This window comes from Frigoribacterium sp. VKM Ac-2859, from assembly GCF_013204925.1.
GTDB lineage: Bacteria > Actinomycetota > Actinomycetes > Actinomycetales > Microbacteriaceae > Frigoribacterium.
Genome location: NZ_JABMLC010000002.1, coordinates 585,933 through 598,668 on the forward strand (window position 1 = coordinate 585,933; position 12,736 = coordinate 598,668).

Genomic DNA, 12,736 nt, shown 5'->3' on the forward strand with positions numbered 1-12,736 from the left:
GCGGTGAGCGCGACGCGAACCACCGCGATCAGGACGGCGTCGGGGTCGCCACCGTGCCCGATCGCTCGGAGGTCGAGCCTGGCCATGTCGTCGCCGGGCGCCACATCGCCGCGGGCGTCGCGCCCGGCAGCCCGCCGATCGGGCCCAGCTCGACAAAGCCCAGGCGCCGGTAGAGCGCCCGGTTCCGCTCGGTCGACGACTCGAGGTAGGCGGCGCCGCCCGTCTCGTCGATCGCCGCGAGGCGGTGCTCGATCAACGAGGTGCCCACGCCGAGCCCTCGGGCCGCGTCGCCGACCGCGATCTCGCCGAGGTACCAGTGCGGCAGCCGTGGGCGGGGTGCCGCCAGGGTCGCCTGGTGGCGAGCCGCCGGCACCAGCCCGCCGAGCCCGAGCGCGCGCAGGTACCGCGGCAGCTGCCCGAGCTCCGCGAACGACACCGGCAGACGCAGCGGCGAGGACGGTCGGGTGCGCGGCGCCTCCCAGACGGCCGCCCCCACGACGTCCCGACCGGCGTCCGCCACGGCCACGTCGACCGTGCGACGGCCCGCCGGGATCGACCGCATCATCGCGGAGAAGAGGTCGACCAGACGGGCATGCCGCCGTCGCCCGCGCGGGACGAACCCGAGCATGACGGGATCGTCGCGGAACCCCTCGGCGAGCACGGCGGCGGCCGCGTCCAGCTGGTCCGGGCGGGCGGCGGTGATGGTCACGTCGGGCACGATGTCTCCTCGAATGATTCGTCATATCTGACGGATTCGTCAGTCGTGACAGAATGTAGCGAGACATCCCGCCCGACACGTGAGAGGCCGCTGTGAAACCGGACGACGAAGAGGCGCGGGTCGCCCCCTCGAGGACGTCCCGCCGCACGCGCGACACGCGTCGCAAGCTGGTCGAGGCCGGCGTCGTCCTCTTGCGGCGGGCCGACTACGCCGCCGTCCCCGTCGCCGAGATCACGCAGCTGGCCGATGTCGGCCTCGGCACGTTCTACAACCACTTCGCCGGCAAGGACGCGTTGTTCGACGAGGCCGTGCAGAGCGTGCTCGACGCGCAGACCGAGCGCATGGCGACGCTCGGGCGCGCGGACGACTCCCCCGTGACGACCGCGGCGATCGCGATGCACGTGGTCCTCGGGCTGGCCGAGAGCGACCCGGCCGTGGCCGTGGTCGTCGCGCGCAACGGCCTGCGCCTGCTCGACGCCGAGACCGCGCTGGTGCCGCAGGCACGGGCTCTCGTGCAGGCCGGGCAGGCGGCGGGCTCCTTCGCCGAGCTGAACGTCGACCTGGCGCTGTCCCTGGTCGGCGGCAGCCTCCTCGGCGGGCTGCACACCTGGTGGTCGACCCCCGAACTCGTCACCCCCGCGTGGACGGTCGAGCTGGTCGCCCGCGTGCTCGTGGCCCTCGGGTGCGACCTCGGGGACGCTCGCCGCGCCTCCTCGTCCGGTCTCGACCGGGTGACCGGGCGCGACGCGGACTGACGCACCGGGCCGCCCCGGGCCGAGCCACACCTCGCCTGATCGGCGAAGATGGTCCGGTGACCACTCCGGCGCCCGCGACGAGCATCGAACCCCGCCCCTACGACCACCCCGACGTGCAGCAGCTCGTCGAGGGACTGCAAGAGCTGTACGTCGAGATCTACGGCGGGCGCGACGACAGCCCGATCGACCGCTCCGAGTTCGAGCTGCCGAGGGGCACGTTCGCCGTGGCCTACGAGGCCGGCGAGCCCGTGGCGCTCGGCGCCTGGCGCCTGCTGCCCGACGGACGGGCCGAGCTGAAGCGGATGTACGTGCGGCCCGACCGGCGCGGGCACGGCCTGTCCCGGCTCGTGCTGCACTGGCTCGAACGGTCGGCCGCACACGCCGGCGTCACCGAGATGGTGATCGAGACCAACGTGGCCCACGACACCGCGATCCGCCTCTACGAGTCGGCCGGCTACCGGCCGATCGCGGCCTACGGCCACTACGCGGACGACGAGGGCACGGTGTCGCTCGGCCGCACCCTGGACGGCACCCCGACGCACGGGGCCGGGCTCGCCGAGGCGGCCGGGCCGTCGGACGACGCCCGCCCCACCGACTGAGCGGGCCGCGACGCCCGACCGGGTCGGCTCGACGCAGCGATCCGGTCGCCCCGACACGGCGACCCGACCGACCCCGTCGGCCAGCTCATGGCCCACGAGGCGACCGTTCGTCAACCCCCGGCCGGCACTCGGCCCCCGACGGCTCGGTCGTGGTTCGTTCGTCGGCGAGGCCTGCGCACCCCGCCCGGCCCGATCGAGGAGGACCCATGGCCGAGCCGGCGACCCGCGACGTCCCGCAGCCCCCGACCGGAGACCCGGCCGTCGGGCAGTCCAAGCTCAAGCAGGCGATCACGGGCCCGCTGCTCTACCTCTTCATCCTCGGCGACGTGCTCGGAGCCGGGATCTACGCCCTGATGGGAACCCTGTCGGCCGAGGTCGGTGGGGCGCTCTGGGCCCCGCTCGTGCTCGCCCTGCTCCTGGCGCTGCTGACCGCGGGTTCGTACGCCGAGCTCGTCACCAAGTACCCCAAGGCAGGAGGGGCGGCGATCTTCGCCGAGAGGGCGTTCCGTCGGCCACTGGTCTCGTTCCTGGTCGGCTTCAGCATGCTGGCGGCCGGCGTGACGAGTGCGGCGGGCCTCTCGCTGGCCTTCGCCGGCGACTACCTCGGCACCTTCGTCGACCTGCCCCCGGTGCCGACCGCCATCGCGTTCCTGGCACTCGTCGCCCTGCTCAACGCCCGGGGCATCAGCGAGTCCTTGCGGGGCAACGTGGTCATGACCGTCGTCGAGGTGAGCGGGCTCGTCATCGTGATCGTGGTCGTGGCCGTGATGCTCGCCGGCGGGGGCGGAGACGTCTCGCGCGTCGGGGAGTTCCCCGTCGACGCGAACCCCGCCCTGGCCACGCTCGGTGCGGCGATCATCGCGTACTACTCGTTCGTCGGCTTCGAGACGAGTGCGAACATCGCCGAGGAGGTGCGCGAACCGAGCCGGGTCTACCCCCGCGCCCTGTTCGGCGCGTTGGCCACGGCGGGCGTGGTCTACGTGCTCGTCGGGCTCGCGAGCGCCGTGGCGTTGCCGCCGACCGAGCTCGCGGACTCGACCGGTCCCCTGCTGGCGGTCGTCGCCGCGACCGGCGTCGGCGTGCCCACCTGGGTGTTCAGCCTCATCGCCCTCGTGGCCGTCGCCAACGGTGCCCTGCTGACGATGATCATGGCGAGCCGCGTGACCTTCGGCATGGCCGAGCAGGGGCTGTTGCCCCGCTCGCTCGGTGCGGTCCTGCCCCGACGGAAGACGCCCTGGGCCGCGATCGCGGTCACCACGGCCGTCGCCATGGCGTTGACCACCGTCGGCGACATCAGCGTCCTCGCCGAGACGGTCGTCCTGCTGCTGCTGTTCGTGTTCATCAGCACGAACGTGGCCGTGCTGGTGCTGCGTCGCGACCGGGTCGACCACGCGCACTTCCGCGTCTGGACGGCCGTGCCGGTGGCCGGCGTCGCGTCCTGCCTGCTGCTGATGTCGCAGCAGAGCGGGCAGGTCTGGCTGTTCGGGGCGATCCTGCTCGCGGCGGGCACCGTGCTGTACCTCGTCGCACGGGCGAGGAACCGGGCCACCGCGGGGCGCTGAGGCGCCGCGGTCGGACACCGGCCGGCGCGATACCGGCGGGAGACGCAGAGGAGGCGCGGTGCCGGGATCACCGACACCGCGCCTCCTCGGATCATCGCTACTCGACGGTGATCGACTGGGCCTTCATCGCGGCCACGGTCTTCTCCTGGCCCGACGTCAAGGCGTCGAGGAGGGTGCCGTCACCCGAGGCGGCCGCCCCGAAGCCGTCCGAGATGTCGCTGTAGGTCTGCGTCATCGTCGGTCCCCACGTGAAGGGCTGGATGTTCTCGGCGGCCTTCGCGAAGTCCTCGTAGATGGCCTGGTCGCCGTAGAACTCGACGCCCGAGGTCAGGGCCGGCAGGTCGGCACCGGTCGTGGAGGCCGGGTACAGGTTGGCCTCCTTGTTCAGCGCCTCGAGCGACTCGGTCGAGGTGTTCAGCCACACCAGGAACTTCGACGCCTCGGCGGGGTGCTCGCTGCCCTTGAAGACGACGTTCGACGATCCGCCCCAGGCGGCCGACGCGGACTCGCCGTCCTTCCACTGCGGCATGGGCGCGACGGCCCACTTGCCCGACGTGTCGGGGGCGCCGCTCGAGATGGTGTTGGCACCCCAGACGGCCGAGACCCAGGTCCAGTCCTGGTCGGTGTTGTACGCGTTGTTCCACTCGTCGGTGAAGCTCGGCAGGGTCGTGACGAGGTCCTTCGAGATGAGGTCCTGCCAGTAGTCGGCGACCTTGGTCGAGGCCTCGTCGCCCATGTCGACCTTCCAGGTGCCGTCCGCGGTGTCGAACCACTGGCCACCGGCCTGCGACACCAGACCGGCGAACTGGTTCACGTCGCCCTTGGCGAAGTTGGTGATGCTGCCGCCCATCTCCTTGATCTTCACGGCGTCCTCGGCGTACTGCTCCCACGTGGTGGGGACGTCGAGGCCGGCCTGCTCGAAGAGGTCCTTGCGGTAGTACAACGCCATGGGACCGGAGTCCTGCGGGATCGCGTAGACGGAGTCGTCCTCGCCGAAGGTGACCTGGTTCCAGAGGCCGTCGGAGTAGTCGGCCTTCGCGGCGGAGACGCCCTCGCACGAGGCGATGTTCGCCAGTCCGTCCTGCACGCGGAAGGCGGGCAGGGTGTCGTACTCGACCTGACCGATGTCGGGAGCGTTGCCGGCCTGCAGCTGGTTGAAGAAGTTCTGGTATGTGCCGCTGTTGCCGTTCGGCACGATCGAGACCTTGACCTGGATGTCGGGGTTCTCCTCGTTCCAGAGGGCGACGACCTTGTCCATGTTCGGCACCCAGGTCGTGAAGTTCAGGGTGACCTTGCCGGAGGACGCCTCGCACGAGGCGGAGTCGCCGGAGGCGCCGTCCGAGCCGCTGCCGGAGCTGCAACCGGCGAGGGCCATGGTCGAGACCACGGCGGCCGCCGCGATCGTGAGTACTCGGGATGTCTTCATCTGGTGTCCAATCGGGGTGCGGAGCCGGAGGGGCCGGCCACGGGAGGGAACGACGTCGTTGCCTTGCGGAGAGGAGGTCGAGGAGGTGCGGGTCGGTGGATCAGGACGGGAGCGGCTGGTCGGGACGGCCGGGGCCGCGGGATCGGCTACTTGAGGCCGCCGGACCCCAGGCCGCTGCGCCAGAAGCGCTGCAGGCTGAGGAAGGCGACGAGCAGGGGGATGATCGAGACCAGTGCGCCGACGAGCACCAGGGTGCGCAGTTCGGGGTACTGGCTCACGTTGGAGTTCCAGGTGTAGAGGCCGAGGGTCACGGGGAAGAGCTCCTGGGACCGCAACATCACCAGCGGCAGGAAGAAGTTGTTCCAGATCGCGACGAACTGGAACAGGAACACCGTCACGAGGGCGGGCGACATCAGCCGGATCGCCACGGTGAAGAACGTGCGCAGTTCGCTCGAGCCGTCGATGCGGGCGGCCTCGACGATCTCGTCGGGGACGCTCGACGCGGCGTAGATCCGGCTGAGGTACACGCCGAACGGGCTGACGATGCTGGGCAGGAAGACCGCCCAGAAGGTGTCGGTCAGCTCGACCTTGCTGAAGATCAGGAACAGCGGCAGCGCCAGGGCCGTCGCCGGCACGAGCACGCCACCCAGGAAGATGTTGAACAGCGCCTCACGACCCCAGAAGCGGTACTTGGCCAGGGCGTAGCCGCACATCGCCGACAGGATCGTGCCGAGCGCGCCGGCGACCGTCGCGTAGACGATGCTGTTGAGCATCCACCGCGGGAAGATGCCGTCGTTGTACGTGAACAGCCGGCCGACGTTGCCGACGAAGTCCTGCGCCGACGTCGGCGAGAACCACAGGGCGGCGCTCGAGTTGAAGTTGTCGAGCGTCTTGGTCGACGACACCAGCAGCCAGAAGATCGGCACGAGGAAGTAGAGCGTGAAGGCGCCCATGATGACCATGGCGGCCGTTCGCGACATCACGCTCTCGCGGGGCCCCCCGCCGCGTCGGCGAGCAGGGGTCGTCGCGTCGTCGAACGACTGGGCGGGACGGATGGGGGCGTCGACGGTCACTGGTCGGCCTTCCGCTGGGTCAACCGGAGGAACCCGATCGAGAGGATGAACGTGGCGACCGCGAGGACGACGCTGAACGCCGCCGCGAGGTTGAAGTTGGGCACCGAGGACGTCGAGTAGACGAGCATGTTCGGCGTGAAGGTCGACGAGATGGTCGACGTGAACTGGCGGAAGACCAGCGGTTCGGTCAGCAGCTGCAGGGTGCCGATGACCGAGAAGACGGCGGTCAGCACGATCGCGGGGACGACCAGCGGGATCTTGATCGACACGGCGATGCGCCACTGCGAGGCCCCGTCGAGGCGGGCCGCCTCGTAGATCTCGGTGGGGATCGCGAGGAGCGACGAGTAGATGATCAGCATGTTGTAGCCGACGAACACCCAGGTGACGACGTTGGCCACGGCCCAGAGCACCGTGCCGCCGTCGAGGAGGCCGGCCCGCGACGTGACGGCCGAGAACGGCGAGAGGCTCGGCGAGTAGAGGTAGCCCCACATGATCGCCGCGATGACGCCGGGCACGGCGTAGGGCGCGAAGAACGCGAGGCGGAAGAACCGCTTGCCGCGCAGCAGGGGCGAGTCGAGCAGCAGCGCGAAGAGCAGGGCGAGCAGCAGCATCACGGGGACCTGGACGACGCCGAAGAGCAGCACCCGGCCGATGGACGACCAGAACTCGGTGTTCTGGAAGACCAACGCGTACTGCGAGAGGCCACCGAAGACCTGGGTCGGGGCACCGAACGTGCCCTCGCGTTCGACCTTCTGCAGCGACTGGAAGACGGCGTAGAGGATGGGCGTCAGGTAGAACGCCGCGAAGAGCGCCGCGAAGGGGACGATGAAGATCGCGATCGCCTTGCGGTACCGGAACGGCTTCCGCGGTCTCGTCGGACGCGGGGACGGCGGGGCGACGACGGCGGGCTCGGCAGCAGTCTGGGTCACACGGGGCCTCGGCTTCTTCGGCGGGTGTCCTTCACGAACGGCCGGAGGCCCTTCGACGGCGAAGGTTCACAGGGTTTCTGTGATCGTTCCCAGAAGATGACCCGAAAGATCGGGTGGCATTTTCTGGGAACGTTCACAGAGCTAAGCCCACGGTCGCCGGTTTGTCAAAGCGGAGGGGCCGACCGTGATCGTACGGTTACCCGACCGGCCGCCCGTCCTTCGCCCTCCGTGCGACCTCCGTTCGCCCTCCCGGGAACGATCCCGAGGGTCCCGGGCTCCGCTAGGGTGACCGACATGCCCGGTCCGAGATCTCCGCGTCGGCGTGCCACGATCCACGACGTGGCCGCCGAGGCCGGCATCTCCCGGGGCACCGTGTCGCGCGTGCTGAACAACGAACCGTACGTCTCGCACCAGGCGCGCGAGGCCGTCGAGGCCGCCGTGGCCAAGGTGGGCTACGTCCGCAACGCGGCCGCGCGCAACCTCGTCACCCAGCGGTCGCGCGCGATCGCGCTGATCGTCCACGAGCCCCATTCGGTCGTGCTCGACGACCCGAACATCGGCAACATCCTGATCGGCACCAACGCCGTGCTGTCGCAGGCCGACCACCAACTCGTCACGCTGATGATCGACTCCCAGCGCGACAGCGACCGCGTGGTCGAGTACCTGCGCGGGGGCTTCGTCGACGGGGCGATCATCCTGTCCGCCCGGACGGGCGACCCCATCTCGCAGGCCGTCGCCGAGCTCGGGCTGGCGGCCTCGTTCGTCGGCCACCCGAGCGACGCTCCCGACATCCCGTTCATCGGCATCGACAACCAGGCCGCCGCCGAGGCGATCGTGCGCCGACTCGTGTCGACGGGGCGCACCCGGGTCGGCATGCTCGCCTCGGGACTCGACCGCGACTCGGGCGAAGACCGCCTCGCCGGCTTCCGCGCCGCGCTCGGCGACCTCTACGACCCGGAGCTCGTGGTGCGCAACCCGTTCTACAGCTACTCGGCCGGCGTCGACGGCATGACCGAGCTGCTCGAGCGGGACCCCCGGGTCGACGGGGTCTTCGCGGCGTCGGACGCCGTCGCCGCCGGGGCCCTCGACGTCCTCCACCGGCGGGGGATCTCGGTGCCCGGCGACCTCGGCATCGTCGGCTTCGACGACAGCTCGTGGGCGCTGCGCTGCACCCCGCCCCTCTCGACCGTGCGCCAGCCCGCCGAAGAGCTGGGCCGACGGGCCGCCCGCCAGGTCCTCGACCAGCTCGGCGGCACCGACGAGACGCACACCGCGCTCCTGTTGCCGACCGAAATCATGTGGCGCGAGAGCGCCTGACCCGTCCCCGGCACCACACGGGGAGGCGCGACGAGACGAGCCCCGACGACGTCGGTCAGCGCAACGCGGCCGCGAATCCCCGCAGGGCCGTGACCACCTGACGCCGCGCCTCCTGGTCGAGCCCCCGCGTCATCGCGTCCTCGACGCCTCGCACGGCGGCACTCGCCGTCGCCAGTTGGCGGCGGCCCGCCGCCGTCAACTCGGTCGGCAACGCCCGCCCCGACAACGCCCGCTCGGCCCGCCGCACGAGCCCGTCGCGCTCGAGCGACTGCAGCAGCACGTTCATGGACTGTCGCGTGACGAAGGCGCCGCGGGCGAGCTCGGAGTTCGAGAGCCCGGGGCGCTGGGCCAGGAGTTCGAGGCACGAGTAGTGCGTGATCGTCATGCCCAACGGGCGCAGCTCGGCCTCCATGGCGGCGCGGAGGGCGCTCGACGCCTCCTTCAGCAGGTACCCCACGGAGGTCTCGAGGTCGATGGTCGACGCGGCTTGACTCATGTCAGCAGTCTGACATAGGTTCTGCTGTGTCAGTCAACTGACATCAACCGCCACGACACGAGAGCAGGCACCATGACCGCCACCGGCCCCGACTTCATCTCCCTCCAGGTCCGCGACGTCGAGCGCTCGGCCGCGTTCTACGAACGGCACCTCGGGCTCACCCGGCAGGACGGCCCGCCCCACGCCGTCGTCTTCGCCACGACCCCGATCGCGTTCGCCGTGCGGGGCCCGCTGCCCGGCGTCGACCTCGACGCGGCCCCGCTCGGTCGCGGCGTCGGCCTCTGGCTGCTCGCCCCCGACGCCCAGGCGATCCACGACGCCCTGGTCGCCGCCGACGTCGAGATCGCCACCCCGCCGGTCGACGGCCCCTTCGGCCGCACCTTCACCTTCGTCGACCCCGACGGCTACCAGGTCACCCTGCACGACCGCGCGTGACGCCGTCGCCGCCGTCCCAGGACGAGGCGCCGGACGAGGAGGCGCGGCGCCCGCTCGCCGCGGTGGTCGCGTCGGTCGGGCTCCGCGTCACTCGTGGACGTCGTCGTCGTCCTGGGTGCTCAGGTAGAGCCGGTGGCTCGTGACGATCAGCGAGAGCCAGCCGATGCCGCTGACCCAGCCGACGGCGACGTCGGTGAACCAGTGGGCCCCGAGCAGCACGCGGGACAACCCCACGACGCCGGCCGTCCCGGCTGCGGCGCCGACGAGGGCGACCTGCGGTGCCTGCTTCTCCTGCCGGAGAGCCAGGAGGTAGGCGAGCACGCCGAGGATCGTGGTGGTGTTCAGCGTGTGGCCGGACGGGAACGACGGGGACTTCTCGTACGGTGGGATGGCTTCGTGACGGTCGGGCCGGTTGCGCTTGATGAGCCTCTTGCCCACGACCGTCATGGCGAGCGATCCCGCACCGGCCGCCACAACGAGGGCGACAGGGCTGGGGTGGCGGTCCCGGAAGCCGAAGGCCGCCGCGGCTCCGATGGTGACGGCGGGCAGGACGACAGGCCCGAAGACGTGGGCGAGGGCGGCGGCCGCGCCGTTCGTCGCCGGGCTCCGGAGCTTCTTCGCGCGCTCGAGCGCCGGCCGGTCGAGGCTCTCGATGCCGTCCCGACCCGTGACACCGTCGTAGATGTAGGCCGCCCCAGCGGTCGCCGCGAGGGCGATGCCTCCGCCGACGGCGAGCGTCGCGACCAGGGCGCGGCGGGCGCCGACCTTCTGCGCGACGGCCTTGTGTCGCGACGCGAGACGCCGGCCCGGCCTCGAGCGCCACTCGGTGAGGTCGCGACGGCCGATCTGCCGGTCGTAGCGGGTCGTGCGGGCGGTCTCAGCGGCGGTCGGCATGAGCCCACTCTGGCCCCTCGGCGATCGGGGCCTCCAGGTAGCGTGGTTCCCGGCCGTCTGAGCGCGACAGGTACCCACGGTGGCGTGTGCGCCGGCGACTCCCCCACGCAGGCTCGGCGACGTCAGCACCGTCCCCACCAACCGGAAGGTCCCTCATGGTGTTCTCGATCACCCTCCTCGTCCTCGGGCTCGTCGGCATCGTCGGCGGCGTCCTGATCGTCCGGCAGCGGGACGGCGGCAGCGCCCTGCCGGGCGTGGCGATCACGGCGTTGGGAGCGGTGGCGGCCGCACTCGGCATCGCGCTCCTGGCCCTGCCCGAGCTGCCCGCGTAGCCGATCGGCGCTCGCGAGGCGTTCCCCTGGACGGGCGCGCGGAGCGCGGAGCCGCAGGGGTTCGAGTCCCTCCAGGGGCATCGTCGCGAAGCGACGTCAGGTGCCCCTGGAGGGACTCGAACCCCCAACCCTTTCCTTAGGACGGAACTGCTCTTCCATTGAGCTACAGAGGCTGACCCCGCGAGTCTACCGAACCCGCGCCTCCTGCCGTCCGGCCCGCCATGCACCCCGTTCGCGAAGGTGAACCCCGATGAAGCGGGGTTCGTCTTCGCGAACGGGGTTCATGGGCAGACGAGCGGGCGCCGGCGCCAGGCGTCACGCAGCGGCGAGGTACTCGTCCCAGTTCGCCTGCGTCCGCTCCATGCCGCGCACGACCCAGCCGACCCCGTGCGGTGGCTTGGGCGTGAAGAGCAGCTCCCAGCCCATCTCGTGCGGGGTGCGGTCGCTCTTGAGGTTGTTGCACTTGAGGCAGCACGCGACGAGGTTCTCCCAGCTGTCCGCCCCGCCCCGCGACCGCGGCTGCACGTGGTCGATCGTCGTCGCGGACCGACCGCAGTAGGCGCACCGGTGCGAGTCGCGCCGCATGACGCCCCGCCTCGAGACGGGGATCTGCCGGGTGTGCGGGATGCGCACGTACCGCGTCAGCACGATGACCGACGGGCGATCCCACGACGTCGCCGCCCCGAGCACGGGGTGTTCCGCATCGGCGGCGACGACGGTCGCCTTCTGGCTCATGACGAGGACGAGGGCCCGCCGGTCGGACACGACGGCGAGGGGCTCGTAACCGGCGTTCAGGACGAGAGTGCGCATGCTTTCCCTTTCGAAGCACCCTGGACGGCTTCCAGGGATTCGATCTCTCGGGGCTGCGCAGGCCCAACAGGCCCACCGATACGAAAAAAGCACCGTCACGAGGACGGTGCTCTGTCACATGGCGGGGTGTCGTATGTGCTCGTGCGACAGCGCACCCATGGTGCGGGTGGCGGTCGAACGAGGCATCTGACGCTCCTGGTCTCAGCGGAACTCCGAGATCGCCAGGTTAACCCCGGAAGGGTCGCACTGCCTAGAGGCAGGACGACCCTTCACAGGTTGTTCACGCGGGGCGCCGTCCGGGCGCACGATGCCCCGGGAGGCGCGGTGTCCCGGGAGGCGCGGTGCCACAGGAGGCGCGGGTCGCCTACGCCCCGTAGCGCACGTAGTGCACCGCGGAGGTCCACAGCGGGCGGACGCTGACCGAGCCACCGGGCTTCGGTGCGTCGAGGATCATGCCGTTTCCGGCGTAGAACCCGTCGTGCGACCCGTCGTTGAAGATGACGACGTCGCCGGGCTGCGCCTCGGCGGCCGAGATCGGCGTGCCCAGGGCTCCCTGGCGGGTGACCGAGTGCGGCAGCGAGATGCCGTACTGCGAGTAGACGTACATCACGAAGCCCGAGCAGTCGAAGCCGGCCGGGGTCGCGCCACCGAAGACGTAGGGCGTGCCGACGTACTGCAGGGCCGTCGCGTAGACGGCACTGAGGCTGAACGCGCCCGGCGTCGCGACGGTGCCCGTCGCCGAGGTCGTCGCGGCGGCCACGTTCTGGGCGGCCGTCGGGCCCGTGTAGCTGGCGTAGCTCGCGGCCAGCGCCGCACGCTCGGCCTCACGCTGGCTGGCGAGGGCCGCCGCGTTGAGGTCCGCCTGCGACGTCGCCGTGTAGCCGTCTCGGGTGGCGTCGGCGAGGGCGACGTCGTCCGCGACCGCGACGCTCTGCGCGTGGCTGGTCGACGAGCTCGTCGACGCGGCACCGACGCTCGGGCCGTTCGCCGCCGCCGGGTTCGACGCGAACGCCGGCAACGCCATCGTGCCGATCAGACCGGCGGTGAGCGTCATCACGGTCACCGAGACCACGCTCCGCTTGACCGACGGGCGGCCCGGGCGGGCGGCGGGCGCGGCCGTGGCCTGGGCGCGACGCAGCGACGAGCGGGTCGGCAGATCGGCGGGGGTGCGGGTGGCGACGGTGCGGTTCGGGCGCACGTCGGGGGTGTGGTCTGAGCCGGGGAGGGTCAAGAGGGTGGGTCTCCTGCGTCTCGACAGCTTTCGGGAAGCTGTCCCGTCCGTTCGTTCGTATCGCGACGACACACGGCAGGAGACGGGCGTGAGAGACGTCCTGCCACGGGTCCGGCGGCCGGTTCAGCAGCCTGGGGACTCAGCGACTGTAGCCCAGCG

At 71.2% G+C, this 12,736-nt stretch carries 14 protein-coding genes and 1 tRNA gene; 6 read left to right on the forward strand and 9 right to left on the reverse strand.

Annotation, left to right across the window (positions count from 1 at the left end):
* Positions 1-28 precede the first annotated feature (28 nt).
* Positions 29-718, reverse strand: coding sequence for a GNAT family N-acetyltransferase (locus HQQ78_RS10585; RefSeq protein WP_371740467.1), 690 nt, complete (start codon positions 716-718; stop codon positions 29-31).
* Positions 719-810: 92 nt separating this feature from the next.
* Between HQQ78_RS10585 and HQQ78_RS10590 the strand changes: the two genes are divergently transcribed.
* From HQQ78_RS10590 to HQQ78_RS10600, 3 genes are all read left to right on the forward strand, one after another.
* Positions 811-1,473 (forward strand): TetR/AcrR family transcriptional regulator, encoded by a 663-nt coding sequence (locus HQQ78_RS10590; protein WP_173153084.1) that lies wholly within the window; start codon positions 811-813, stop codon positions 1,471-1,473.
* 56 nt (positions 1,474-1,529) lie between these two features.
* Complete coding sequence (locus tag HQQ78_RS10595) at positions 1,530-2,072, forward strand: GNAT family N-acetyltransferase (RefSeq protein ID WP_216844326.1); 543 nt, start codon at positions 1,530-1,532, stop codon at positions 2,070-2,072.
* A 206-nt stretch (positions 2,073-2,278) separates the two neighbouring features.
* A complete protein-coding gene (locus tag HQQ78_RS10600) occupies positions 2,279-3,634 on the forward strand; it encodes an APC family permease (RefSeq protein WP_173153087.1) in 1,356 nt (451 codons plus the stop codon).
* A gap of 97 nt (positions 3,635-3,731) precedes the next feature.
* Here HQQ78_RS10600 and HQQ78_RS10605 read toward each other — a convergent pair whose 3' ends face one another.
* The 3 genes from HQQ78_RS10605 to HQQ78_RS10615 form a co-directional block, all read right to left on the reverse strand.
* Entirely contained in the window at positions 3,732-5,060 is a 1,329-nt protein-coding gene (locus HQQ78_RS10605) for an ABC transporter substrate-binding protein (RefSeq protein ID WP_173153090.1), read from the reverse strand.
* A 146-nt stretch (positions 5,061-5,206) separates the two neighbouring features.
* A complete protein-coding gene (locus tag HQQ78_RS10610; RefSeq protein WP_056044474.1) occupies positions 5,207-6,040 on the reverse strand; it encodes a carbohydrate ABC transporter permease in 834 nt (277 codons plus the stop codon).
* Between the two features lie 89 nt (positions 6,041-6,129).
* Complete coding sequence (locus HQQ78_RS10615; protein WP_056043057.1) at positions 6,130-7,062, reverse strand: carbohydrate ABC transporter permease; 933 nt, start codon at positions 7,060-7,062, stop codon at positions 6,130-6,132.
* Between the two features lie 294 nt (positions 7,063-7,356).
* On the opposite strand from HQQ78_RS10615, the gene HQQ78_RS10620 reads away from it, so the two are divergent.
* Positions 7,357-8,379 (forward strand): LacI family DNA-binding transcriptional regulator, encoded by a 1,023-nt coding sequence (locus HQQ78_RS10620; RefSeq protein WP_173153093.1) that lies wholly within the window; start codon positions 7,357-7,359, stop codon positions 8,377-8,379.
* 55 nt (positions 8,380-8,434) lie between these two features.
* Here HQQ78_RS10620 and HQQ78_RS10625 read toward each other — a convergent pair whose 3' ends face one another.
* Complete coding sequence (locus HQQ78_RS10625) at positions 8,435-8,875, reverse strand: MarR family winged helix-turn-helix transcriptional regulator (protein ID WP_173153096.1); 441 nt, start codon at positions 8,873-8,875, stop codon at positions 8,435-8,437.
* 72 nt (positions 8,876-8,947) lie between these two features.
* Between HQQ78_RS10625 and HQQ78_RS10630 the strand changes: the two genes are divergently transcribed.
* Positions 8,948-9,310 carry a VOC family protein gene (locus tag HQQ78_RS10630; protein ID WP_056043063.1) on the forward strand — a complete coding sequence of 121 codons (363 nt, stop codon included), beginning with the start codon at positions 8,948-8,950 and terminating at the stop codon, positions 9,308-9,310.
* 87 nt (positions 9,311-9,397) lie between these two features.
* Here the strand turns inward: HQQ78_RS10630 and HQQ78_RS10635 are convergent, their stop codons facing one another.
* Positions 9,398-10,204, reverse strand: coding sequence for a phosphatase PAP2 family protein (locus HQQ78_RS10635; RefSeq protein WP_173153099.1), 807 nt, complete (start codon positions 10,202-10,204; stop codon positions 9,398-9,400).
* A gap of 155 nt (positions 10,205-10,359) precedes the next feature.
* Here HQQ78_RS10635 and HQQ78_RS10640 point away from each other — a divergent pair, with 155 nt between their 5' ends.
* Positions 10,360-10,536, forward strand: a complete 177-nt coding sequence (locus tag HQQ78_RS10640) for a hypothetical protein (protein ID WP_158612924.1) — start codon at positions 10,360-10,362, stop codon at positions 10,534-10,536.
* Between the two features lie 101 nt (positions 10,537-10,637).
* On the opposite strand, the gene HQQ78_RS10645 is transcribed toward HQQ78_RS10640, so the two are convergent.
* The 3 genes from HQQ78_RS10645 to HQQ78_RS16180 all read right to left on the reverse strand — a co-directional run bounded on the left by HQQ78_RS10645 (position 10,638) and on the right by HQQ78_RS16180 (position 12,544).
* Positions 10,638-10,709: transfer RNA gene (locus HQQ78_RS10645), tRNA-Arg, on the reverse strand.
* A 142-nt stretch (positions 10,710-10,851) separates the two neighbouring features.
* A complete protein-coding gene (locus tag HQQ78_RS10650) occupies positions 10,852-11,346 on the reverse strand; it encodes an HNH endonuclease (RefSeq protein WP_159827583.1) in 495 nt (164 codons plus the stop codon).
* 364 nt (positions 11,347-11,710) lie between these two features.
* Complete coding sequence (locus HQQ78_RS16180; protein WP_173153103.1) at positions 11,711-12,544, reverse strand: C40 family peptidase; 834 nt, start codon at positions 12,542-12,544, stop codon at positions 11,711-11,713.
* Positions 12,545-12,736: the final 192 nt, after the last annotated feature.

What these genes read in the sequence shown, in the direction of transcription:
- HQQ78_RS10650 (WP_159827583.1), bottom strand. Translation starts at nt 11,346, where the DNA reads ATGCGCACTCTCGTCCTGAACGCCGGTTACGAGCCCCTCGCCGTCGTG.
- HQQ78_RS10640 (WP_158612924.1), top strand. Translation starts at nt 10,360, where the DNA reads ATGGTGTTCTCGATCACCCTCCTCGTCCTCGGGCTCGTCGGCATCGTC.
- HQQ78_RS10600 (WP_173153087.1), top strand. Translation starts at nt 2,279, where the DNA reads ATGGCCGAGCCGGCGACCCGCGACGTCCCGCAGCCCCCGACCGGAGAC.
- HQQ78_RS10635 (WP_173153099.1), bottom strand. Translation starts at nt 10,204, where the DNA reads ATGCCGACCGCCGCTGAGACCGCCCGCACGACCCGCTACGACCGGCAG.
- HQQ78_RS10630 (WP_056043063.1), top strand. Translation starts at nt 8,948, where the DNA reads ATGACCGCCACCGGCCCCGACTTCATCTCCCTCCAGGTCCGCGACGTC.
- HQQ78_RS10605 (WP_173153090.1), bottom strand. Translation starts at nt 5,060, where the DNA reads ATGAAGACATCCCGAGTACTCACGATCGCGGCGGCCGCCGTGGTCTCG.
- HQQ78_RS10620 (WP_173153093.1), top strand. Translation starts at nt 7,357, where the DNA reads ATGCCCGGTCCGAGATCTCCGCGTCGGCGTGCCACGATCCACGACGTG.
- HQQ78_RS10610 (WP_056044474.1), bottom strand. Translation starts at nt 6,040, where the DNA reads ATGTCGCGAACGGCCGCCATGGTCATCATGGGCGCCTTCACGCTCTAC.
- HQQ78_RS10625 (WP_173153096.1), bottom strand. Translation starts at nt 8,875, where the DNA reads ATGAGTCAAGCCGCGTCGACCATCGACCTCGAGACCTCCGTGGGGTAC.